General features: G+C 53.8%; 21 protein-coding genes and 1 other RNA gene. 19 read left to right on the top strand and 3 right to left on the bottom strand.

From position 1 onward, the window contains the following. Positions 1-23: 23 nt before the first annotated feature. From glyQ to rnpB, 9 genes are all read left to right on the top strand, one after another. Positions 24-911: a glycine--tRNA ligase subunit alpha gene (gene glyQ, locus NYE26_RS22510; protein ID WP_339250259.1), complete on the top strand. Its 888-nt coding sequence runs from the start codon at positions 24-26 to the stop codon at positions 909-911. Beyond that, complete coding sequence (glyS, locus tag NYE26_RS22505) at positions 904-2,985, top strand: glycine--tRNA ligase subunit beta (RefSeq protein ID WP_339250258.1); 2,082 nt, start codon at positions 904-906, stop codon at positions 2,983-2,985. The genes glyQ and glyS overlap by 8 nt, the downstream gene beginning before the upstream one ends. 177 nt (positions 2,986-3,162) lie before the next feature. Continuing rightward, a complete protein-coding gene (locus tag NYE26_RS22500; RefSeq protein WP_339250257.1) occupies positions 3,163-3,642 on the top strand; it encodes a YaiI/YqxD family protein in 480 nt (159 codons plus the stop codon). Between the two features lie 24 nt (positions 3,643-3,666). Next, positions 3,667-5,502 carry a DNA primase gene (gene dnaG, locus NYE26_RS22495; protein ID WP_339250256.1) on the top strand — a complete coding sequence of 612 codons (1,836 nt, stop codon included), beginning with the start codon at positions 3,667-3,669 and terminating at the stop codon, positions 5,500-5,502. 40 nt (positions 5,503-5,542) lie between these two features. Then, the gene (gene rpoD / locus NYE26_RS22490) at positions 5,543-6,676 is read left to right on the top strand and encodes an RNA polymerase sigma factor RpoD (RefSeq protein WP_036690273.1); all 1,134 of its coding nucleotides are present in this window, start codon (positions 5,543-5,545) and stop codon (positions 6,674-6,676) included. 47 nt (positions 6,677-6,723) lie between these two features. Further along, positions 6,724-7,641: a hypothetical protein gene (locus NYE26_RS22485; RefSeq protein ID WP_339250255.1), complete on the top strand. Its 918-nt coding sequence runs from the start codon at positions 6,724-6,726 to the stop codon at positions 7,639-7,641. After that, entirely contained in the window at positions 7,638-8,417 is a 780-nt protein-coding gene (locus NYE26_RS22480) for a class I SAM-dependent methyltransferase (RefSeq protein WP_339250253.1), read from the top strand. The genes NYE26_RS22485 and NYE26_RS22480 overlap by 4 nt, the downstream gene beginning before the upstream one ends. Next, entirely contained in the window at positions 8,393-9,508 is a 1,116-nt protein-coding gene (locus tag NYE26_RS22475; protein ID WP_339250251.1) for a Nif3-like dinuclear metal center hexameric protein, read from the top strand. The genes NYE26_RS22480 and NYE26_RS22475 overlap by 25 nt, the downstream gene beginning before the upstream one ends. 63 nt (positions 9,509-9,571) lie before the next feature. Next, positions 9,572-9,987: RNase P RNA component class A (gene rnpB / locus NYE26_RS22470), an RNA gene on the top strand. Positions 9,988-10,141: 154 nt separating this feature from the next. Here rnpB and NYE26_RS22465 read toward each other — a convergent pair. Beyond that, positions 10,142-11,356, bottom strand: coding sequence for a PLP-dependent aminotransferase family protein (locus NYE26_RS22465; RefSeq protein ID WP_339250249.1), 1,215 nt, complete (start codon positions 11,354-11,356; stop codon positions 10,142-10,144). A 96-nt stretch (positions 11,357-11,452) separates the two neighbouring features. Here NYE26_RS22465 and NYE26_RS22460 point away from each other — a divergent pair, with 96 nt between their 5' ends. After that, positions 11,453-12,886, top strand: a complete 1,434-nt coding sequence (locus tag NYE26_RS22460; protein ID WP_339250247.1) for a PLP-dependent aminotransferase family protein — start codon at positions 11,453-11,455, stop codon at positions 12,884-12,886. A gap of 17 nt (positions 12,887-12,903) precedes the next feature. Here NYE26_RS22460 and NYE26_RS22455 read toward each other — a convergent pair whose 3' ends face one another. Further along, positions 12,904-14,775, bottom strand: a complete 1,872-nt coding sequence (locus NYE26_RS22455) for a S8 family peptidase (protein WP_339250245.1) — start codon at positions 14,773-14,775, stop codon at positions 12,904-12,906. Between the two features lie 287 nt (positions 14,776-15,062). Here NYE26_RS22455 and NYE26_RS22450 point away from each other — a divergent pair, with 287 nt between their 5' ends. From NYE26_RS22450 to thiI, 6 genes are all read left to right on the top strand, one after another. Then, a complete protein-coding gene (locus tag NYE26_RS22450) occupies positions 15,063-15,560 on the top strand; it encodes a YpuI family protein (RefSeq protein ID WP_036724316.1) in 498 nt (165 codons plus the stop codon). Between the two features lie 246 nt (positions 15,561-15,806). Beyond that, positions 15,807-16,031 carry a DUF1540 domain-containing protein gene (locus NYE26_RS22445; protein ID WP_339257588.1) on the top strand — a complete coding sequence of 75 codons (225 nt, stop codon included), beginning with the start codon at positions 15,807-15,809 and terminating at the stop codon, positions 16,029-16,031. 13 nt (positions 16,032-16,044) lie between these two features. Then, complete coding sequence (locus tag NYE26_RS22440) at positions 16,045-16,455, top strand: hypothetical protein (RefSeq protein WP_339250243.1); 411 nt, start codon at positions 16,045-16,047, stop codon at positions 16,453-16,455. A 155-nt stretch (positions 16,456-16,610) separates the two neighbouring features. After that, complete coding sequence (locus NYE26_RS22435; RefSeq protein WP_339250241.1) at positions 16,611-17,321, top strand: lytic transglycosylase domain-containing protein; 711 nt, start codon at positions 16,611-16,613, stop codon at positions 17,319-17,321. A gap of 114 nt (positions 17,322-17,435) precedes the next feature. Continuing rightward, entirely contained in the window at positions 17,436-18,587 is a 1,152-nt protein-coding gene (locus NYE26_RS22430) for a cysteine desulfurase family protein (RefSeq protein WP_339250239.1), read from the top strand. Positions 18,588-18,644: 57 nt separating this feature from the next. Beyond that, on the top strand, positions 18,645-19,886 hold the full coding sequence (thiI, locus tag NYE26_RS22425) for a tRNA uracil 4-sulfurtransferase ThiI (protein WP_339257586.1): 1,242 nt from the start codon (positions 18,645-18,647) through the stop codon (positions 19,884-19,886). On the opposite strand, the gene NYE26_RS22420 is transcribed toward thiI, so the two are convergent. Then, positions 19,868-20,557, bottom strand: coding sequence for a TerC family protein (locus NYE26_RS22420; protein ID WP_339250237.1), 690 nt, complete (start codon positions 20,555-20,557; stop codon positions 19,868-19,870). The two genes, thiI and NYE26_RS22420, sit on opposite strands and share 19 nt — an antisense overlap. A gap of 183 nt (positions 20,558-20,740) precedes the next feature. On the opposite strand from NYE26_RS22420, the gene NYE26_RS22415 reads away from it, so the two are divergent. The 3 genes from NYE26_RS22415 to typA all read left to right on the top strand — a co-directional run bounded on the left by NYE26_RS22415 (position 20,741) and on the right by typA (position 24,225). Then, on the top strand, positions 20,741-21,400 hold the full coding sequence (locus NYE26_RS22415) for a TerC family protein (RefSeq protein ID WP_209872023.1): 660 nt from the start codon (positions 20,741-20,743) through the stop codon (positions 21,398-21,400). A gap of 212 nt (positions 21,401-21,612) precedes the next feature. Beyond that, a complete protein-coding gene (locus tag NYE26_RS22410; protein ID WP_076075875.1) occupies positions 21,613-22,125 on the top strand; it encodes a hypothetical protein in 513 nt (170 codons plus the stop codon). Between the two features lie 255 nt (positions 22,126-22,380). After that, positions 22,381-24,225: a translational GTPase TypA gene (gene typA, locus NYE26_RS22405; RefSeq protein ID WP_036724305.1), complete on the top strand. Its 1,845-nt coding sequence runs from the start codon at positions 22,381-22,383 to the stop codon at positions 24,223-24,225. The last annotated feature ends 127 nt before the right edge of the window (positions 24,226-24,352 follow it).

Genomic DNA, 24,352 nt, shown 5'->3' with positions numbered 1-24,352 from the left:
GTAAAGCGAAGGAGCCGGTAGTTATGAACTTTCAGCAGATGATTCTGACCCTGCAGCAATTCTGGGCCGCCCAGAACTGTATTCTCGTCCAGCCGTATGATACGGAAAAAGGGGCGGGCACAATGAACCCTATGACTTTTTTGCGGTCCCTGGGTCCGGAGCCGTGGAAGGTTGCTTATGTGGAGCCTTCACGCCGTCCGTCCGACGGCCGTTACGGGGAGAACCCGAACCGCCTGTACCAGCATCACCAGTTCCAGGTGATTATCAAGCCGTCCCCGGACAATATTCAGGAGCTGTACCTGGACAGTCTGAAGGCACTTGGCGTAGATCCCCTGCTGCATGATGTGCGGTTTGTCGAAGACAACTGGGAGAATCCGTCCCTGGGCTGCGCGGGTCTCGGCTGGGAAGTCTGGCTGGATGGTATGGAAATTACCCAGTTCACCTACTTCCAGCAGGTCGGAGGAATTGAAGCAAGTCCGGTAGCGGTGGAAATTACTTATGGGATGGAGCGTCTGGCCTCCTATATTCAGGATAAGGAAAATGTCTTTGACCTGGAGTGGGTAGACGGCATGACGTACGGAGATGTATTCCATCAGCCGGAGGTTGAGCATTCCACCTACACCTTTGAAGTCTCGGATGTCAAAATGCTGTTCACTCTGTTCAATACCTACGAAGAGGAAGCACGCCGGGCGATGGAGAATCATTTGGTTTTCCCGGCGTATGATTACGTGCTGAAATGCTCGCATTCCTTCAACCTGCTGGATGCGCGCGGCGCAATCAGCGTAACGGAACGCACAGGCTTCATCACGAGAGTTCGCAATTTGGCCCGCACCGTAGCGGCGACATATCTGGAGGAACGCGAGAAGCTGGGCTTCCCGCTGCTGAAGAAAGAAGGTGCTGACCATGTCTAAGGATATTCTGTTCGAGATCGGTCTGGAGGAAATCCCTGCACGCTTTATCCGGGCGGCGATGGAGCAACTGAAGGACAGAACGGCGAAATGGCTGGAAGCCTCGCGGATCAGTCATCAGGGCGTTAGCGCATATGCAACACCGCGCCGCCTTGCCGTACTGGTGAAGGATGCCGCTGAGCGGCAGGAGGATGTAAGCGAAGAGGTCAAAGGCCCGTCACGCAAAATCGCGCTGGATGCCAGCGGCGAATGGAGCAAGGCGGCACTGGGCTTTGCCCGCAGTCAGGGCGCCACGCCGGAGCAGTTCACGTTCAAGGAACTGGCAGGCGTAGAGTATATCTATGTGACTAAGAACAGCACCGGCATCGAGACAGCCTCACTTCTCTCCGAAGGCCTTGCAGGCATTGTGAGCAGTATGACCTTCCCGAAAAACATGCGCTGGGGCGCTTATGATTTCAAGTTCGTCCGTCCGATCCGCTGGATGGTAGCTCTCTTCGGCCAGGAGATCATTGACCTTACAATCACCGGAGTTAAGGCGGGCAATGTAAGCCGTGGCCACCGTTTCCTCGGTGAAGAAGCTGTGATCGCAGAGCCTGCTGCATACGTTGAAGCTCTGCGCAGCCAGCATGTGCTCGTGGATGTGAAGGAGCGCGAAGAGCTGATTCTAAGCGGTATTCATAAGCTTGCGGAAGAGAAGGGCTGGAAGATTGCGATCAAGGAGGATCTGCTGGAAGAGGTCCTGTTCCTGGTAGAGACGCCGACAGTGCTGTTCGGTACCTTTGATCCGGCCTTCCTGAATATTCCGCAGGAGGTGCTGATCACCTCGATGCGTGAGCATCAGCGTTATTTCCCGGTATTTGGTGAAGACGGCAAGCTGTTGCCGTTCTTCGTAACGGTACGTAACGGGAATGCGGTATCGCTGGATGTCATCGCCAAGGGGAACGAGAAGGTGCTGCGCGCCCGCTTGTCGGATGCCAAATTCTTTTATGAAGAAGACCAGAAGCTGCAGATTAACGATGCTCTGGCCAAGCTGGAGAATATCGTCTACCATGAAGAGCTGGGCAGTGTGGGTGACAAAGTGCGCCGCATCCGTGCCATCGCTGACCGCTTGGCTGTGAAGCTTGAGCTGTCTTCAGAGGCTGCTGCGGAAGTGAGCCGTACAGCGGATATTTGCAAATTCGATCTGGTGACCCAGATGGTGGGTGAGTTTCCTGAGCTGCAAGGCACGATGGGTGAGGATTATGCCCGCAAGGCCGGGGAAGCAGAGCAGGTGTCCAAAGCGGTCTTCGAGCATTATCAGCCGCGCTTCTCCGGAGATGCCGTTCCTTCTACACAGGCAGGTCTTGTAGTCAGTCTTGCTGATAAAATCGATACGATTGTCGGCTGCTTCTCCATCGGAATTATTCCAACCGGCTCCCAGGACCCGTATGCCCTGCGCCGCCAGGCGGCAGGTATTGTCCAGATCGTGCTGGAGCATCAGCTGAGCCTAAGTCTGCAGGAGATTTTTGCAGCAGCACTGGAAGTCCATGAAAGTTTCCGTACAGAGAAACATTTCACACCTGAACTGCGTATAACTCTGTACGAGTTCTTCGGTCTGCGTGTCAAACGCCTGTTAGCCGACAACAATGTACGCTATGATGTTGTGGATGCAGCGCTTGCCGCAGGATTCGATGACATCGTTGATGTAGTAAGCAGAAGTCTTGCCTTGATGAATGCCGTGACGGATCTGGCTGATTTCAAAATCACCGTGGATTCATTGACCCGTGTCAGCAATCTGGCCGCTAAAGCTCCGGAAGGTGCAGTTATCGACCCGGCTCTGCTTAAGGAAGAAGCGGAACAGAAGCTGTACGCGACCTGGCAGAGTATTCATGAGCCTTACCGCGCAGCCCTTGCTTCCAGACATGCCGCTGAAGCCCTGCAGATTCTGTCGGGACTCGAAGCAGCCGTTACCGGATTCTTCGATTCGGTTATGGTTATGGCTGAAGACGAAGCTGTCCGCTCGACCCGTCTGGCGCTGCTGGCCGGCATTCATGCGGATTCCAAACTGTTTGCCGATTTTGGCAAGCTGGTGTGGTAATTCAGGCAGGTTTTAAGTAATGTTTGCGATTTTATGGTATAGATCGAGGGTTTAGGGTATAAATATACGGAACGGTGCCAATGCGTAAGTTGACATTCGTTCCGTATTTATGCTTTACCAAAGAAGGATTTTTGAACGGTTAGAGCGTAATATATATTACACAGGAATTTGGTGAGGGTGAGCTTGGGAACTTTCCGGCTAAGGAAGATTGTTGTGGACGGTGATGCTTGTCCGGTTAAGCAGGAAATTATTACCGTGGCGCGCAGGTTCGGGCTTCCGGTGCTGATGGTCTCTTCCTATGATCATGTGCTGCGGGCGGAAGAAGGCGTTACGGTGGTTCAGGTGGACCGCGGGGCAGACAGTGCCGACCTCTATATCGCCAATCATATTTCTGCAGGAGATGTCGTAATTACGCAGGATTATGGACTGGCTGCGCTGGCGCTGGGCAAACGCTGCCTTGCACTTTCGAACCGGGGCCAGGAATATGAGAATTCTACCATGGATTTTATGCTGGAGAGCAGGCATGCCAAGGCGGTTGAACGCAGGCGCGGCCACTATTCCAAGGGTCCCAAAGCGATTACCGCAGAGGAAAAAAATCTTTTTCAACATAAACTGACAAAACTTTTAACAATTTTGCAGGAGAATGTCCAGCTATAGCGAATTATATTTAACTGTTAAGAGATGAAGGTGGTTGAAGTGGCTAGCGGACATGGTCCTATTCCCGAAGAGGTTATCGAGAACGTGCTGGCGCGGCATGATATTGTCGATACAGTCAGCAAGGTTGTCCATTTGTCCAAGCAGGGTAAATATTTATGGGGCCTCTGCCCGTTCCATTCGGAGAAGTCCCCTTCCTTCACTGTCACCCCTGACCGGGGAGTCTTTCATTGTTTTGGCTGCGGTATGGGCGGAAATGCCATCAAATTCAGGATGGAAATCGAAGGATTATCCTTCCCCGAAGCAGTCAGAATCATGGCGGAAGAGAGTGATATCCCTGTTCCTGAGGGGAGAGGCGGGGCGCTTGCTGCCCCCGATCCTGAGCGGGACCGGCTGATTCAGGCGTATGAATTATCGGCGAAGTTTTATCATTTTTTGCTGAAGAACACGGAATACGGCACTGCCGCCATGGATTACTTAAGAACCCGGGGTTTCAGCGACAAAATGATTGACCAGTTCCAGATCGGCTACGCGCCGGACCGCTGGGATACGCTGCTGCAGTTTCTGGAGAAGCGCAGCTTCGATCTCGCCGAGATGGAGAAGGGCGGACTATTGTCTGCCAGAGGGGAAGGCAAAGGCTATCTGGACCGCTTCCGCGGCCGGGTTATTTTTCCGATTGCGAACCGCATGGGTAAGACGATCGCCTTCGCCGGACGTATTCTCGGGGAGGGGCAGCCGAAGTATTTGAACTCTCCCGAGAGCCGTTTATTCAACAAAAGCCGCATTCTGTACAATCTGCACCAGTCCAAAGCATCCATCCGCAAAACGCGGCAAATCGTCCTGTTCGAGGGATACGGTGATGTCATTTCGGCTTGGGAGGCAGGTGTACAGAACGGGGTAGCCACGATGGGAACCTCGCTCACCGAGGGTCACGTGGGCCTGATGAAGAGCCTTGGAGATGAGATTGTGCTTGCCTATGATGGAGATAAGGCTGGACAAGCTGCCGCCCTTAAGGCCATTCCTATCCTGGAAGCCAGCGGTTTGCGGGTCAAGGTAGCCCTGCTTCCAAGCGGCCTCGACCCGGATGAATTCATCTCCCGGCATGGCGGGGACAGATTCAGGGAACAGGTGATTGACTCTGCCGTGTCATCCATCAAATTTAAGCTTATATATCTGAAAAAAAACCATATACTCCTAGAGGAAGACGGCAAAATTGCCTATGTCAAGGAGGCTCTGGAGATTATCGCCGGGCTCCCTTCTTCAACGGAGCGGGAGGTGTACCTGCGGGAAATCGCCTCCGAGCTTGAGCTGTCCTACGACAGTCTGAAGCAGGATTGCAATTTACTTCGGGCTTCCATGCAAAAAAACAACCCCGAAGGGGATAATAACGATAATAGGTGGAATAATGGTAGGCATAAAAAAGGGCAAGTGCAGACACCTACCTTACTGCCTGCTTACCATGTTGCGGAACGGCGCCTGTTATCATTGATGATTCAAGACCCGGAAGCAGCGGCCTATGTGGGTGAACGGCTCGGGGAAGAGTTCAATATTGATGATCATGCGGCAATCGCCGCTTATCTATATGCTTATTATGCGCAAGGCAAACCACCCGGCATCAGCCGGTTTCTATCATCGCTTCAGGACGACCGTCTGGAGAAGACCGCAACGGCCATCTCCATGATGGATACCCCTCCAGACTGGAATACCCAGGTTCTGGACGATTGTATTCGTGAAGTGCGGAAGTATCCTCTGCAGCGCAAAATTGAACCCAAGCGTGAAGAGATGATTCAGGCGGAGAAATCCGGTGACTTTTTGCGTGCAGCACAAATAGCAAGTGAAATTTTAGCCCTAGAGAGACAATGAGCTGTTGACAGGATGTACCTAGGGAGGAGGGAGTCGAATTATGGCGAACGATCAGCACACTGAACTGGAAGCGGAATTTACTCTGGATCAGGTTAAGGATCAGCTTATTGATCACGGGAAGAAAAGATCATCACTTAATTACAAAGATATCATGGAGAAATTGTCGCCATTCGATCAAGACCCCGAGCAGATGGAGGAATTCTACGAGCAGCTGAGCGATCTGGGGATCGAGGTTGTCAATGAGAACGATGAAGAGGTGAACAGCCTCCGTCCAAGCGAAGACAATGAGGACAAAGAAGGAGACGACTTCAGCTTTGACGATGATCTGTCGCTGCCTCCGGGGATCAAGATCAACGATCCCGTCCGGATGTATCTGAAGGAAATCGGCCGCGTGCCGCTGTTATCGGCTGACGATGAAGTGGAACTGGCGATGCGGATCAAGAATGGTGATGAGGAAGCGAAGCGGAGACTGGCAGAAGCGAATCTGCGGCTCGTGGTCAGTATCGCCAAGCGTTATGTCGGACGCGGCATGCTGTTCCTGGATCTGATTCAGGAAGGAAACATGGGTCTGATCAAGGCCGTTGAGAAGTTTGACCATAACAAAGGCTTCAAATTCAGTACTTATGCAACCTGGTGGATTCGTCAGGCGATTACGCGTGCAATTGCCGACCAGGCGCGTACGATCCGTATTCCGGTGCATATGGTTGAAACCATCAACAAGCTGATCCGGGTCTCCCGCCAATTGCTGCAGGAGCTGGGACGCGAGCCATCGCCTGAAGAGATTGCAGCGGAGATGGAGCTTACCGTTGAGAAGGTTAGAGAGATCATGAAGATTGCCCAGGAGCCGGTATCGCTGGAGACACCGATTGGTGAGGAAGATGATTCGCATCTGGGAGATTTCATTGAGGACCAGGAGGCGCTGGCGCCTGCGGATGCAGCGGCATATGAGCTGCTGAAGGAACAGCTGGAGGATGTGCTGGACACGCTGACTGAGCGTGAAGAGAATGTGCTCCGTCTGCGCTTCGGACTGGATGACGGACGGACGAGAACACTTGAGGAAGTGGGCAAGGTGTTCGGCGTAACCCGTGAGCGGATTCGCCAGATCGAAGCCAAAGCGCTTCGTAAGCTGCGTCACCCCAGCCGCAGTAAGCGGCTGAAGGATTTCCTCGAATAGACCGTACAACCGGGACCTTCTGCTGCACGGTGGCAGGAGGTCCTATTATGTTGTCAAGGGGATTCACCAATGCTGGAGCCCCGCCGTGTGCGGGAGCTTATAATGAAAGTGAAGGCAAGTTCTGGAAAGAGGGATGCCGGTTGAACCTGGAGAAACGTGATACTATATTAAGAGAAATTCAATACTGGAGAAGAAGCAAGCTGTTGCCCGAGCAATATTGTGACTTCCTGACTAACCTGTATGATGATCAGGCAGAGGTGAAGGACAGCAACCCGGTATCGTTACGGAATCTCCAGCAGGGAAGCATCAAAATTTGGCTGTTTGGTTTTGGAATTATTTCCTTGATTTTCTTGATTAGTCTTTATTTTAGCGTTTTTCCCTGGCCTTTGCAACTTGCTACAGCGCTCAGCGTCCTAATTATTTGTTATGGATATTCAGCGATTTACCTGAACCGCAACAAGACAATCAGTCTGATGCTGGCGGGAATCGGCAGCATTTTAACGCTGGGATTCGGACTGTGGCTGATTGAGCTGCATAAGCTGGATGCTGATTTTTGGACACCGCTGCTGATTGCGGCCTGCGGGCTGCTGTGGTGTGTGCTTGGTTTTTTTCTGCGCATCGGACTGCTTCATTTCTGCGGATATGCCTTCTGGGCTCTGCTCTATGCAGGATTCTTCGGACATGTCCGGCCGGACGCCTCTCTTCTGGAGCTGGAGCTGCTCTGGCTTCCGCTGTGTGTGCTTATGATCTGGATGAGCTGGTTGATGTATCACAAGGTTAGCGGGGTCTCTGGGGTGTACCTGGGGGCGGGTGCTGCCCTCTGGCTGATGCCGGAGGTGGATGCGCTATGGCTCAGAGCGGGATTCCCGGAATGGACCTCGCTGATATTAATACTGAAGATTGCAGTGGGCCTTGCGCTGCTGTTCCTCTTCAGAAAAAAATGGATAACGTGGGTGGCCTCATGAACAACGTAAAATTATCTGACCGGCTTCAGCTGCTGCTGGAGCAGGTCCCTGCGGGCAGCAGACTTGCCGATATCGGCTCAGATCATGCCCTGCTGCCTGTTGCCGCTGTGAAAAGCGGCCGGGTGCCTTCAGCTATTGCCGGAGAAGTAAATCCGGGACCCTTTGAAGCGGCGCGTCGTGGTGTTGCGGAAGCAGGACTCGGTGCTAAGATCGCTGTACGGCGCGGAGACGGGCTGGAGGTGCTGGAGCCGGGGGAAACGGACTGCATTACCATTGCCGGGATGGGCGGCTCACTGATCGCGGCGATTCTGGACCGCGGGCAGAAGCTCGGCAAGCTGGCCGGGGTGAAGACGCTCGCGCTGCAGCCCAATGTAGGCGAGGATATTCTGCGCCGCTGGCTGCTGGCTAACAGCTGGGTGCTGGTCTCGGAGCATATTTTGGAGGAAGACGGCAAAATCTACGAGATCCTGACCGCTGTCCCAGAGGGCGCTGAAGCGGCGGGGACGAATGAAGAGCTGTACAGCGGACGTCTGCTTACCGGAGGAAAGGTAGCCCTTGATCAGGCGCTGCTGCTGGAGATGGGACCGCTGCTGCTACAAGCGCCGAATGAAGTATTCGCTGCCAAATGGCAGGGTGAAATCTCCAAGCTGGAGAGCATTCTGGCCTCGCTCGCACGTTCGGAGCTGGAGGCAGCTGAGGAGAAGCGCAGCAGAATCAAGCTTCAGATTAAACGGATTGCGGAGGTGCTGGAATGTTTGCCAAAGGACAGACCGTAATTGGATACATGGAGCAGCTTGCTCCGAAGCATCTGGCTGAGGAATGGGATAATGTCGGGCTTCAGGTCGGCAGTCTCCAGAAGGAAATCACCGGGGTGCTGGTGGCGCTGGATGTCAATGAGAGCATTGTGGACGAAGCGATTGCGAAGGGCTGTAATCTGATTATTGCCCATCATGCGGTGATTTTCCGGCCGATCAAAGGGATTCTGACAGATACCCCGGCGGGCCGCTTATATGAGAAGCTGATCAAAAACGACATTGCCGTGTATATCAGCCATACGAATCTGGATGTGGCCGAAGGCGGAATGAACGACTGGATGGCCGAGGCGCTGGGCATTGAGAACGGTGCACCGATCAAGGATATTCATACCGAGCAGCTGTCCAAGCTGGTGGTATTCGTGCCGAAGGATCATCACCAGAAGGTGCTGGATGCCATCCTGAACGCCGGAGCGGGCTGGATCGGCAATTACAGCCATTGCAGCTTCAATATCGAAGGCTATGGCACCTTCATTCCGCAGGAGGGCACGGACCCGTACCTCGGCACGCCTGGCAAGCTGGAGCGGGCTGAGGAGGTCCGTATCGAGACGATTGTGCCGCATACGATCCGTAACAAGGTGGTACAGGCCATGCTGAAGGCTCATCCGTATGAAGAGGTGGCTTATGATCTGTATTCCATGGACCTCAAGGGACGCAGCCTTGGACTTGGAAGAGTAGGGAAGCTTAAGGAGCCAACAACGCTTGGTGAGTTCATTGATACGGTCAAACGCGGGCTGGATGTGGAGAGCGTGCGGGTAGTTGGAGATCTGGACCGCAAGGTCCGCAAGGCGGCAGTCATGGGCGGGTCCGGTGCCAAGTACTACAGCAGCGCTATCTTCAAGGGAGCGGATGTGCTGGTGACCGGCGATATCGATTACCATACCGCACAGGATGCGCACCTCGCGGGAATCGCCCTGATCGATCCGGGCCATAATGCGGAGAAGATCATGAAGGTGAAGGTAGCGGAGTTTCTGGCCGGCAAGCTGACGGAGCATAAGTACGGCACGGCGGTGCATGCCTCGCAGCCGGATACCGAGCCTTTTACATTCCTGTAGGCTGTTATTATTTACACTTGTGCGCTGGGCGGCATATCTGTATAATATACAATGTTGTTTCGGAAAGTTTGACAGACAATCGCCGGTATGCGTGAGAGCGTATGCGGGAGGAAAGTCCGGGCTCCACAAGGCAGGGTGCTGGATAACGTCCAGTCGGCGCGAGCTGAAGGATAGTGCCACAGAAATGGACCGCCGATGGCCGCTTTCGGGCGGCACAGGCAAGGATGGAACCGAGGTGTAAGAGACCCCGAGGAACGCTGGTGACTTCGTTCCTGGTAAACCCCATCTGGAGCAAGACCTAATGAGACGCAGCGTCTTCTTCACGGAAGCCGCAGCCTTCGCCTGAGGCGTGTCTAGGTTGGTCGCTGGAGCTGTGCAGTAATGTATGGCCTAGATAGATGATTGTCGCTTATGGTGGGAGGGTAGTTCCCGGCTGAACCACAACGAGCACAGAACCCGGCTTACGGCAAACTTTCCTAACTGACAACTTTAACAAGACCTTGCACTAATCACACTATATGAACAATAAGACGGCGGCCTCCTGATGGGGGCCGCCTTTTTGTGAGAAAATGTTGGGTTATCCGGAGCATTGAACGAGAGTATGGATACTTCAATTGCTGCGGGCGGATGGAGTTACAGAGGCAATAAACGCTCCTCATACCGGGACAGCGCGGTGGACAAGCGCTGCACTGCGAGCGGGAGCAGCTCCGGCCGGGTATGGGTGAAATTCAGGCGCATCGTGTTCTTCATGGGCTGCTCCGAATAGAAGACTTCGCCCGGAACGAAGGCAACTCCTTGCTCCACAGCAAGCGGCAGCAGCTCGGCGGTATGTATCCGGGCAGGCAGGCTTAGCCACAGGAACATGCCGCCGCGCGGCTCCAGGAAGGATGTATCCTGCCAGTTCTGTGAAGCCAACTCTGCTGATAGCAGCTTCATCCGTGACTTGTATTCCCGGGAGACCAGCCGGATATGGGCTTCAAGGTCGAAGGACAGCAGCAGCTCATGCAGGGCGCGCTGATCGATGGTACTGGAGTGCAAATCGGCGGCTTGCTTGGCTCTGGCGATCACTCTGACCAGCCCGGCGGGGCCAATGATCCAGCCTGTCCGCAGTCCCGGAGCTACGATCTTGGAGAAGGTACCTGTATAGACCACACAGGTATCCCCGCCCAGATTCCTGTCGATGGCTGCGAGGGTTGGCGGGTACGCTTCCGGGGATTCATCGAACCTAATCTCTCCGTACGGATTATCCTCTAGCATCAGCACGCCGTATTTCCGGCATAACTCCACCACTTGTTCACGGCGTACCTTGCTCCAGGTTGCGCCTGACGGGTTGTTGAAAGTGGGGACGGCATACAACAGCTTAGGGCGGTGCACTCGAAGCTGCTCTTCGAGATGCTCCGGCAGCAGCCCTTCCTCATCGCTCTTTACAACCTGGATGTCTGCCCGGTAAGAGCCCAGTACCTGCAAGGCGGCGAGATAGGTCGGTGCCTCTACAAGTACGGTGTCTCCCGGATCAAGCAGAATTCTGCAGAGCAGATCTATGGCCTGCTGGGAGCCGGTAGTGAGGATCATTTCATCGGAGGAGACAGGGATGCCCTGTTGCCCCAGTCTGGCGGCAATCTGTTCACGCAGCGGAAGATAGCCTTCTGTCAGTCCGTATTGCAGCGCAGAACTGTCGCCGCTCAGAACTCGGCTGTAAGCTTCCCGGATCGCTTCTGCCGGAAACAGTTCTTCGGCAGGCAGCCCGCCAGCAAGCGAGATGATGTCCTTACCCTGTGTGATCTTAAGGATATCGCGGACTGCGGAGGACCCCAGATGGTTCGTCATATCCGCATAGTTGATCTTCATATTCATGCTCCCTGCTATTCTGAATTTTGTAGTATCATAACGGTATAGCGGTATAACAGTAAAGCGATAAATATAACAGTTGGGAGGAGACGGACCATGCATATTGATTTACTCCGCAGCGGTGACAAATCGCTGCCCCGGCAGATCAGTGAGACGATCGCGCAGCGTATCACCTCGGGACTGCTCCAGCCGGGCACGCGGCTGCCGTCCGTTAGAGGTCTGTCTTCCTCCTTGAAGGTAAGCCAGGTAACGGTAAGCAAGGCTTATGCTGACCTGGAGCTGCGCGGACATATTCTTTGCAGCCAGGGGAAGGGCTGCTATGTGGCAGAACGGGACCGGAGCAGGCAAGGGGCAGAAGCAAGGTGGCAGGACGGTTATGATGACTATCTGCCACGGGCCCAGCTCTGGCGTAACTTCGATTATTCTGAGGTGGACTATCCCTTTCATCTGGCCTCCATTCACAGCAGCCTGCTTCCGCTCGGGCCGATTGGCACGACCATGGCTGCACTTGTGAAGGAGCAGCCTGAGCTGATGGCCACCTATGGTAATTTCCAGGGTGACCCGGAGCTGCGCGAGGTGATGCGCAGGCACCTGCAGAACCGGGGAATCCAGCTGGGCGCGGATGATTTGATGATCACAAGCGGCGCCCAGCAGGGGATCGATCTGGTCGCCCGGACCTTTGTCGGTCCGGGGGATACGGTGTATCTGGAGGCGCCCAGCTATACGGGGGCGATTGATGTTTTTGCCGGGCGGGGGGCTGAGATGATCTTCGTTCCGATGGACGGGGAGGGCATGCGGGTGGACCGGCTTACAGCGATGTGTGACCGGAGGCCGCCTAAGCTCATCTATACCAATCCGACCTTCCAGAATCCGAGCGGGGTCACGATGAGCATGCCAAGAAGACAGCGTCTGCTGGAGCTTGCCCGCAGCTACCGCTGTCTCATTGTGGAGGATGATCCGTTCAGTGACCTGTATTTCCATCAGCCGCCCCCGGCGTCCATTAAATCGCTGGATACCGCCGGGCATGTAGTCTACATGAAGAGCTTCAGCAAAGTCCTCGCCCCCGGCTGCCGGATCGCCTGTGTCGCCGCTGAGGGCAATATTCTCTCCCGGCTGATCGCCGCCAAGTCGGCCAGTGATCTGGGCAGTCCGCTGCTGACCCAGCGGGCAGTGCTGCCCTTCATCGAGCGCCAGTATGACGAGTACGCAGCGAAGCTGCGGTCAGCATTGCGTGCCCGCCAGGAGGCGGCAGCGAGGCTGCTGAAGCAGAATGCTCCGGCCGGGGTAACCTGGCAGCTGCCGGGGGGCGGGCTAAATCTGTGGCTGCAGCTGCCGGAATCCCCCGGGATTGAGCAGCTGCATGCTCTGGCCGAGCAGGAAGGGATCTTCTTCCTGCCGGGCGATGTCTGCTATGCCGGGGATATCCCCTCCAGGCATATCCGGCTGAGCTATTCGCAGCTGACGCAGGAGGGGATGGAGCGCGGACTCCGCCGGTTCCTGCTGCTGCTGGAACGGCATCTGCGCTCTTAACCGCTAACGGCCGCAGCTTATTGTATAGAATCGAGCTGTTTGCCGACCTGCTGCGGGAACAGCTGGAGCGGAACCTGCCCTCCTCCTGCCGCCTGCAGGGTACGGTAGATATCCACCTGGCCCCAGCCGTAATACTTATCATGGCCGGCGGTGCCCAGATCGATGGCATTAGAGGTCAAGAGCGCGGTCACTTCCTTGTTCGTCAGCGCAGGGTTCAAGGAGCGCACCAGTCCGGCCAGCGCCGCTACATGGGGACTGGCCATCGAGGTGCCGGATAACGCCGCATACTGATTATCGGGATAGGTGCTGGCAATGCTCTCCCCGGGTGCAGCCACATCGATGTAATCCCCGTAATTGGAGAAGGAAGCACGCTCTCCCGCCGCATTCGTTGCGGCGACTGCAATCACCTCTTCATAGGCTGCGGGATATCCCGGCCGCTCCGTATTGTCATTGCCGGAAGCGGAGACAATCACTACATCCCGGTCATAGGCATACTTAATCGCATCATGCAGAAACTGCGAATCGGCATAGTTGCCCAGGCTGAGATTAATCACCTTGGCCCCCTGGTCTGCCGCCCAGATAATGCCCTCGGCTACCGAATAGGTGGTGCCCGCCCCGGAATTATCCAGCGCTTTTACCGGAAGGATCTTGTTGTACCAGCTGATGCCGGCGACCCCTTCTTCATTATTGGTTAACGCTCCAATGATGCCGGCCACATGAGTGCCATGTCCAACATCGTCATCCGGCGTGCTGCCGCTGGTAATCGCATTGTAGCCCTTGAGCAGCTGCCCCTTCAGATCCGGGTGGTTCGCTTGAACACCGGTATCCACAACGGCGATTACGACCTCCTTGCTGCCCTTGGACAGATTCCAGCCTTGCGGGGTTTCAATCGCCGGCAGATTCCACTGGTAAGTTGAGAAGAGCAGGTCGTTAGGGGTAATCACATTAGCTCCCGTATTTTCACTGACCGTATCATTGGTTAAGTACATATAGTGAGGCTCTGCGTACAGCGGATGCCACTTATTGGCGAAGTAAGTCTTGAGCTGGGAGTAACTCATCTTGTCTGACCGGAAAATAAAGGCATACCCCAGCTTGCGCGGCTCCTTGCAGCGGATATCGGCAGCGATGATCTGAAGCTGTGCCGCCGTGGGATGTCCATTCGGGAAGCGGACGACAATCTCATTCTCGTAGTAATGGCTGGCATTCTCATTGTCATGTCCGGTCTTGACCGTGATGTCCTTCAAGGTATCGGCATGGACGGATTCTACCCGGTACTTGCCTTCCTTCGGGTACGGAATGAGCCGCAGATTCTTCAGCTGATGCAGCGCAACGCGGTCCAGAATCTTCTGGTTAATTAGAGCGATGACAGCCACTTGTCCCTCCCGGTTTCGCTGGGCTACGAAATAATACTTTTTGTCGCCGATGATGAACGAGGGGGATTCATAGGATTGGTGGCCTTTAATCGCAGCTTTGGCGGTGTTCAGATAATGAAGCAGCTGCTTATTCTCCTGGTCGGTTCCTTCCGGCAGTGAAGATTTGAAGGTGGTTGTCTTACGGGTGTTGAAATCAACCATCATCAGCATGGTAATATGCCCGTGCCCCTGCTGAAGGCTCTCGGCATAAGCTGAGATAGCTTCAGGGGAAGCATGATGCATATCGGCCAGCAGTGTGCTCAGATGTCTGTGCACATCGACTCGGTTCAATTTGTCAGTGGCCGATACATCCTGCACAAGGGTGGTTTTTTTGATCGCTTTTTCCTGAGAGGGTTTAGGCACAGACGCTTGCCGAAGGGTGCCGCCGCTGCCTTCCGGCCGCAGGGCGAAGGTGAGCAGCAGTACGGTCAGCGCGGCAGTGACTATACCGGCGACGGTTAGATTTTTACGTGACATGATTTCCGCTCCTTCCTTGTCGTTTCATATACCTGTTAGGGTTCGGAGCTGAAGCTGGTTTTATTCATCTTACGAAAAGGCTACCGCCGTCCTTGGTTTTATGTTAATATCAAAAAGAAAGCGCCTTCCGGGGCTTGTACTTTTCTTTTTAGAAGAAGGATTCTTTTCCGGTATCCGTACGGTGGAGGCTTAGGAGATTTTGTGATACTATCAAGAGAGTACAACTGCAATGTCTAAGTGTCATTAACAACTACTAATGCAAGGAACAATAAGGGGGAGCAACCGCCATGTCAGCAGTAAGTGTGCAGAAATTGTGTGAATCGACGAGAGAGAAGCTTAAATCCGTTATCGACAAAATGGAACTGTTCCTGAATGAGCATGCGCTTCCGCAGCTTGTTACCGAAGAGGATGAAGAAACGCTGCATTTCTATCGGGGGTTCCTGTCTGATCTCCGCCATCTGCTGGTGTTCTCGGAAATGTCTTATGAGAAGCTTGGGCTTGCATTGCGCCGCGCTACCTTCGATGAACCTTTCGCGCAAAAAGCGCTATATAATGTATATCATCTAGGAGTTAATAACTTCTTCTATCCTAAGAATGAGAGTTATTCGGAGGATGGACGTTACGCCTATACCGGGCAGGATGCGATCCGTTTCCGTAAGAAGCCTGTGCGTCCGGCACGCGATATCATTATGGAGATCACCAAGGTCTATGAAGAATTGCGTGATGATCTGACTTATTATGAGAATGATTATTTGACAGAGAAGCGGATGCAGAATCAGGTGTAATCCATTGTCCGGTCTATCATCTTATTTCTGTAAAAGACTGTCCAAACTGCCGATATGGCTGGTTGGGGCGGTCTTTTTTTTGTAAATATAAGCATTTATGTGTTTCACGCAATAAATCAATTTCTCGCCGAAACGGTAACAGCCTTTAAAAGGACGGCAAAGCCGTTTCCACTTGTGTGTTCAGGTGAGCAGCCTTCAGCCGCATAGCCGATTTCACCAGCGGGCATAATACATGACGAGGTGATCATTATGACAAACGCTAAACCGCTTGTGAAGTGTAGTGTAAGCAACTGTCATTTTTGGGGAGAACAGAACCTGTGCCGTGCCGAGGAAATTGTCATTGAGATCGATCAGCATGCAGGCAGCCGTTACATGGAGGAATACGCAGAGGAGCTGACGGCGGGTAATCATCATGATCATGCCGGAACCTCGTCCGCAACCTGTTGTCTGACGTTCAAGCCGAACGCCTGAGAAGGAGGCCCTTATGGATAATCCGAATGATGAACCCAAAGTGGACCGTTCCGCCCGCCGAAAGGTGATCCTGCGCCCGCGCAGCAGAGTCGATTACCCCCGCCGGGACCGAAGCCACAATGAGGAGTATGCCGCCGAGCTCAGTCCGCTCCCCTCGCAGCTTCAGAACACTATGGAACGGAGCGGCGAAGCTCAGCGGACATCAGGCCGTGTAAGAGAGGGAGAGGACAGGAGTATTGGCTATATCGGCCTGGGCTTCGGTGTAGTATCCTTATTCATCTGGTCCATTATATTGGGGCCGATCGCCGCTGTTCTGGGGTATTATGCGTATGCCAGAGGACAAAAATCAGCCGGGGCCTGGTCGATGGGGCTGGGGATTGTATCCACTTTAAGCTATTTTGTCTTAATTCCTTTTGCCCGTTAGCGCCGGCTGAATCTGCACATCCGATTTTCAAAACAGGCTATCAGACCTAACTATGCAGGTCTGAGGTCTGTTTTTTCGCTTAGGCATATAGTAATTGCTGTGAATAAATAGTAAAGTTCAAATATAAGACTTCGCGTGAAAGAGGGAATGAATGCATGTCAATCAATGCCGCTGCGCCAAGCGGTCAGTTGAAATGGGTAGACCTGAGAAGCTCAAGCATGAAGCGTGAGGATACCAAATCGAACCCCGGAGTGACCGGTGCCTCGGCAGCGGCGTTCACTGCAATGCTTCATCAGGCAGCCGGGACGTCTCAAGCCACTGACAGCAGCAATAAAAGCACATACGTTGCTCTTGCAGGTACCTCTTCGATGGATAATCTGCTCTGGCAGCAGCTTGGGGAAGCAGCAGGGGCGAATAGCGGCATTTCCGGGGAAATAACGCAGACCGTGCCGACGGATTATGAACAGCTGATTCAGACTGCCAGCGCGAAATATGGTGTTCCGGTTGATCTGATCAAGGCGGTTATTGATACGGAATCCTCCTTCAATCCGAATGTTGTATCTTCTGCCGGTGCCAAGGGACTGATGCAGTTAATGGACGGAACGGCTAACGGACTGGGTGTCTCTGATCCCTTCGATCCTGCTCAGAGCATTGACGGCGGCGTACGATACCTCTCGTACCAGCTTAAGCGGTATGACGGACAGGAGAAGATGGCGCTGGCCGCCTATAATGCCGGACCGGGCCGGGTGAACAAGCTTGGAGTCAGCAGCGATGCTGAGCTTATGGCGAATCTCTCCGGGCTTCCGAAGGAGACACAGGCCTACATTGCCAAAATAGAACGCGCCCGCGCGCAATTCGCGGTATAATATAAGGATCAAACGGAATCTGCCCCCTGCTTCTTTTGGGAGGCAGGCCGTTTGATCCTTTTTGCAACATATAAGCAGTTATGAATTCTGATCAACAAAGGAGAACGCAGATATATGCTGTATTGGGATTATGCCGCTGCTGCCCCTCCCTATGAGGAGGTTGTGCAGACACTGGAGCAGGTGATGAGGAAGCACTTCGCCAACCCCTCTTCCCTGCACCGGGCGGGAGAAGAGGCGGACAAGCTGATCAAGCGGGCGCGTGAGGTGTGCGCAGCTGCGCTTGATGTGATGCCGCAGGAAATTATATTCACCTCGGGTGCTACCGAGAGCAACAATCTGGCGGTCAAAGGAGCTGCGCTGCAGTATCAGAGCAGAGGGCGGCATATTGTGACCACGGAGCTGGAGCACCCTTCGGTCTACGAGAGCTGTCTTCAGCTGCAGAAGCTGGGCTGGGAGGTTACCTTCGTAGCCCCTGACCCTCAGGGGGTGGTCGAACCCTCGCGGATTGCCGCTGCGGTCCGGCCGGATACGGTGCTGGTCAGTGTGATGCATGTGAATAATGAGATCGGCACGGTACAGCCGCTGCGTGAGATCGGACAACTGGTCAAGGCGGTGAACCGCCGGACGCTCTTCCATGTAGACGGCGTGCAGGGCTACGGGAAGCTTGAGGCTCCACTGAAGGACTGGCAGGCAGATCTGTACAGCCTGTCCGCGCATAAATTACGCGGGCCGCGCGGGACGGGAATTCTCTATGTCAGAGAAGGCGTCACGCTGTTTCCCTTGTTGACTGGCGGTTCCCAGGAACAGGGCAAGCGCGCCGGGACAGAGAATGTGCCGAATATTGTAGCTTCAGCCAAGGCCATGCGGATGAGCGGAGAACAGCGGGAGGCCTTCAGCGCCCGAATTCGTCCGCTCAAGGCGCAGTTGGAGAATTATATAGCAGGGATACCGGAGCTTGTACTGAACAGCATGGAGGACGGGGCGCCGCATATTGTCCACTTCTCTTACCCCGGCATGAAGGGGGAGGTCTTGGCCCGCAGGCTGGAAGAGCTCGGGATGGCGGTCGCCACACGCTCCGCCTGTTCCTCGCGACTGGCCGAGCCGAGCCGGATTCTGCTGTCCATGGGCAGGGATACCGCTGCTGCGCTTGGCGGCATACGGATCAGCCTGGGGGACAGTCATACGCAGCAGGATGTGAGCCGGCTGGAGCAGGCGCTGCTGGCAGCCGTTCAATCCTTGAAGATTGCAGAAGGAGGCATGAAATAACCAATGACAACAACAGAGACAGGTAGCGGAGCACAGAATGGCGGATACGGAAGCAGCATGGACTATGCCGATATGCTCCTGCTGCGCTTCGGGGAGTTCATTCTGAAAGGGAAGAACCGCAGCCGGTTCGAGAAGACCGTACTGCGGCATGTGAAGGAGATGGTGAAGCCTTATCCGAACGTGAAGCTGACCCGGGAATTCGGGCGGATCTACGTCGAATTGAACGGTGAACCGGCAGGAGAATTAACAGAGGCGCTAGTAAAAGTATTCGGGATCGCCTCGATTAGCCCGGTAAAGGTCTCCCGGCCGGAATTCGGCGATATTCTTGCGGCCAGCCGGACCTTCCTCCACCTTATTGCTCCGGCGGCGGGAACCAGCTTCAAGGTTAGCGCGCGCCGGGTGTGGAAGGGCTTCCCTTACGGCTCTATAGAGATGAATAAGCTTATAGCTACACCGCTGCTCCAGGGTTATCCGGGGCTGCTGGTAGATGTGAAGTCTCCCGATCTGGAGCTGAAGATTGAGATTCGGGAAGGTCATACTCTTATTTTCTGTGAGAATATTGCCGGAGTCGGCGGCTTCCCGCTGGGAACGAACGGCAAAGCGATGCTGCTGCTCTCCGGCGGGATCGACAGTCCGGTTGCGGGCTGGTCATCCATGCGCAGGGGGCTGGAGGTAGAGTGTGTTCACTTTTACAGCTATCCTTATACGAGCGAGCTTGCCCGCCAGAAGGTTGTAGATTTGACCCGTATCTTGTCACGTTATGCTGGTGTGATCAAGCTGCATCTGGTTCCGTTTACGGAGGTGCAGACCTCTTTTACCGGAATCGGGCAGGATAATCTGATTATTACACTCATGCGCCGGGCTATGCTGCGGATTGCTACCGCACTTGCGGAGAAGGAGGGGGCGCTTGCGCTGATTACCGGCGATAGTCTGGGCCAGGTGGCCAGCCAGACCCTGCCAAGTATGAATGTGATCGGGCGTGCAACGGCTCTGCCGCTGCTGCGTCCGCTGGTGATGATGGACAAGAGTGAGATTGTGGAGCTCTCCAAGACCATCGGTACGTATGACTTGTCCATCCTGCCATACGAGGATTGCTGTACACTGTTCGTGCCCAAATCACCGACGACGAATCCGAACCTGCGGATTGTAGACAAGATTGAAGCGACGCTGCCGGGCTATCAGGCCTTACTCGATACGGCGGTTGCCGGAACCGAGACCGTACTCATTACACCTTATGGCAACGAGAAGCCGGAGGACTTGGTACCGGCGCAGGCAGGCCTTCAGGAAGAATGGTTCTGAACAGCGAGTTGTGTCCGGCGGCGCTTCCAGTGTCCCGCAGCCAGAATACCGGCAATGACTGCGGCGATGAACAGAACATGCAGCAGCGGATGTGACTTGAAGTACGGGGCAATGACCTTCTCGCCGGAAATCATGCTGGAGGCTGTGAAGCCGAGTACGCCTGACCCGAGATAGATAATCCATGGATATCTGTTGATCAACCGGATAAACAGGGTGCTTCCCCAGACCACAATAGGCACACTGATCAGTAGTCCCAGTACGACCAGCGTAATATTATGATTCGCTGCACCGGCAACAGCAATGACGTTGTCCAGTCCCATGGCTGCGTCGGCTATAATAATTGTCCTAACAGCCGCCCACAGCGTTCCGCCGGCCTGAATATCCGTCTCTGCACTGCCGCCGGACAGCAGCTTATAAGCAATAAGGATCAGCAGCAGCCCGCCGATGGCCAGCAGCCATGGAATCTTTAGCAGCCACACCACAAGAATCGTGGCGATGATCCGCAAGATTACCGCTCCGCCTGTGCCAAGAAGAATTGCCTGCTTCTGCCGTTGTCCTTGCAGGTTCCGCGCGGCCAGGCCGATGACGATGGCATTGTCGCCCGCCAGAATAAGATCAAGGAACACGATATTCAGCAGAGATAATATGAAATCCGCAGCGGATGTATTCATCCCGGGTCACTCCTATAGGTTTGGTGGCTTGCATTCCCCTTGCGGCCATTCTGGCCGGAGACTATAGATATACGCTGCAATCCGGCCGTACATGCGCAGTTTCTAAAATAGCGGGACAAGAAGCATAGCTTGTCGCCCCCCGGCATACATGTAGATACATGGAGTTCAGGGAGGCTGAGGTGGATGGATTCATTATTGCTGCTTGGTGAAATTCTAATGATTAATCTGGTGCTCAGCGGAGACAATGCCATGGTCATTGCAATGGCCAGCAAGAATCTGCCGGAGAAGCACAGGAAGCTGGCAGTCTGGTGGGGGGCCGCTGGAGCAGTCGCGCTGCGCTGTATCCTGACCTTCGCCGCAGTGCTGCTGCTCAAGATTCCGTATATTGAAGCCGGAGGGGCCATGTTGCTGCTCTGGATTTCCTTCAAACTGCTGCTCGAGGACGAGGAAGAGCTGAGAATTGAGGGAAGCCCTAGCGTTTGGAAGTCGGTGCGCACCATCCTGCTGGCGGACTTTATCATGAGCCTGGATAATGTACTGGCGATTGCCGGGCTGGCCAAAGGGGATCTGGCACTGATTGTGATCGGGATTGCGATCAGCATTCCGATTGTCGTCTGGGGGAGCGGCATCATCGTGGGCTGGCTGCACCGCTTCCCGGTGCTGATCTTCATCGGTGCCTATATTCTGGCGTATACCGCCGGGAACATGCTGCTGCAGGATGCCAAATTCGGCCCGGTGATTTCGTTCCTGCTGCCGACGCTTCATACCATACTGCCAATGCTGCTGGGCATTATTGTGGTTGTCACGGGCATGCTGAAGCACAGGAAAGTATCCGCAGGCTGATAACCGGCAATAATAAGGCTGTACCAAAAGCTGGAAGGCTTTGGTGCAGCCTTATTTCTTTTTTTTCGAGAATGCCCCGCCGGGATGCGTGAAGAATGATGGTGTTTTATGCGTTTATCAGATAAAATAAAGGAAAACCTGTCGCCGGATTTGCCTGCTGAAGGGGCACCGACCGGTGAAAAGACACGAAATTTTGAAGGGATAGGTGAAAGATGTCTTCCAAAAATGACATGAAACTGGGTGTGTTCATCGCCGCCGCCGGGCTCGTGATTCTGCTGGGCAAGCTGGGGGTGTTCGGTTTTCTGGGACGGGCCTTATGGCCGCTCATCATTCTGGTTCCGGGCCTGTTCCTGCATGTGCTCTTTTTCACCCGCCGCGCTTCTGCATCTGTACTCATTCCTGCGGGCATACTATCGGTGTACGGCTTGCTCTTCGGCTTATGCAATACCTGGGGCTGGGACCTCATGAGATACTTATGGCCTGTTCTTCTGCTGGGGATCGCAGTGGGACTGTACGAATATTCGCTGTATGCTTCAGGCAGAACCGGAGGGTTAACTACAGCCGCTGTGATCCTTGGATTGCTTAGTGTAGTGCTGGTTATCTTCACCCTGCTGGGTACTGGTGCGCTTTATCTGCTCGGCGCTGTGCTGGTTGCTGCGGGACTGTGGCTGATGCTGGGAAGAGGCAGACCGGGAAGCCGCAAGAAGTGGAACGGTGGCTGGTAGGACAGGTCGTCTACACGCCCTGATAGGACAATTCAAGACCGCTGAGCCGGACATGAAGCAAAATTAGAAAATTTAAGCGGACTTGGCAACGTTTTTTTTCAGAAAAAGACTTGCTTTTCATAGTACTTTCACTATAAAATTAAGGAATGTTGGAGCGTCGGCTTTCTGCCTGGCGCTTCTTTTGTGAGACTGCCGTGACATGCTAAGAATTTAAACAGTTTTAATTTGATAAATGAGAGGATTTGGATACAAATCATGCATTCAAGAAAAGATATCCGTAACATTGCGATCATTGCCCACGTTGACCATGGTAAAACAACACTCGTCGATCAGCTTCTTCAGCAGTCCGGGATTTTCAGCGCGCACGAGCACGTTCAAGAACGCGCCATGGACTCTAACGATATCGAACGGGAACGTGGAATTACAATCCTAGCTAAAAATACAGCAATCACTTATAAAGAGTTCCTGATTAACATCGTAGATACACCTGGACACGCTGACTTCGGCGGCGAAGTAGAACGGATCATGAAGATGGTTGACGGCGTACTGCTCGTTGTTGACGCATATGAAGGCTGCATGCCGCAGACCAAATTCGTACTCCGCAAGGCGCTGGAACAGCACCTGACCCCAATCGTAGTCGTGAACAAGATTGACCGTCCGGCTGCACGTCCGAAGGAAGTTATTGATGAAGTGCTGGACTTGTTCATTGAGCTTGAAGCCAGTGACGATCAGCTTGAATTCCCTGTAGTCTATGCTTCTGCGCTTAACGGCACATCGAGCATGAATGCTGAGAAGCAGGATGAGACCATGCTTTCACTATACGAAACAATCGTTGAGCATATCCCGGCTCCAACCGAGAAGGTTGAAGAACCGCTGCAGTTCCTGGTAACACTGATGGACTACAACGAATACTTGGGCCGTATCGCCATTGGCCGCGTGAACCGCGGTGTAATCAAGCAAGGCCAGTCCGTTACAGTCATCATGCGTGACGGCAAGAGCAAGACTGCCCGTATCGAGAAGTTGTTCGGCTTCCAGGGTCTGAAGCGTGTGGAGACAGAAGAGGCCGGAGCAGGCGACATCGTGGCTATTGCCGGTATCAAGGACATCAACATCGGTGAGACGATTGCTGATCCGCAGCACCCTGAAGCATTGCCTGTTCTTAAGATTGACGAGCCAACGATGCAAATGACTTTCCTTGTGAATAACAGTCCTTTTGCCGGTAAAGAAGGTAAATGGGTAACTTCCCGTAAGCTTCGTGAGCGTCTGTTCAAAGAACTGGAAACGGATGTGAGCTTGCGTGTAGATGAGACAGACAGTCCTGATGCGTTTATCGTTTCTGGACGCGGTGAGCTTCACCTTGGTATTCTGATCGAGAATATGCGTCGTGAAGGTTATGAGATGCAAGTGTCTAAACCGCAAGTAATCATTAAAGACATCGATGGTGTCAGATCCGAGCCGCTTGAGCGCCTCATGATTGACATTCCGGAAGAAAGCATGGGCTCCGTTATGGAAAGTCTGGGCAGCCGTAAAGCCGAGATGGTCAACATGATCAACCACGGTACCGGCCAAGTCCGTCTGGAATTCCTGATTCCGGCACGCGGCCTGATCGGCTATAACACACATTTCCTGACGCTGACACGCGGCTACGGTGTAATGAACCATGCCTTCGACAGCTATGCTCCACTGGTTGGCGGCCAAGTTGGCGGACGTCATCAGGGTGTGCTTGTAGCAAGTGAAAGTGGCACAACAACCCAATACGGAATCGTGGGTGTTGAGGATCGTGGTATTCTCTTCCTGGATGCAGGTACAGAAATTTATGAAGGTATGATTGTTGGCGAGCATACCCGTGATAACGATATTATCGTTAACATTTGTAAAGAAAAAGCACTTACCAACATGCGTACCTCAGGCAAAGATGATACTGTAAAAATGAAGACCCCACGTACCTTCTCTTTGGAAGGCGCGCTTGAATACTTGAATGATGATGAATATTGTGAGATCACTCCTAAATCTGTACGTCTGCGCAAAAAGATCCTGAATAAGGGCGAGCGCGAGCGTGTAGAGAAGCAGCGTAAGGCGGCGCAAGCCAGCCAAGCGTAAGCTGATAACAATGAAGCCGCCGGATTATTCCGGCGGCTTTTCTCATTTTACAGGCGGGGATCTTTCAAATTGCAGGGATTAATAGCAGTATAAAACGGCTGCGGGTGATATAATGTAAGCGTAACTT

The organism is Paenibacillus sp. FSL P2-0136 (genome assembly GCF_037975325.1).
GTDB classification, from domain to species: domain Bacteria; phylum Bacillota; class Bacilli; order Paenibacillales; family Paenibacillaceae; genus Paenibacillus_AQ; species Paenibacillus_AQ silagei.
Note: the sequence above shows the minus strand (reverse complement) of the source record. Positions and strands in the feature narration are given on the sequence as shown.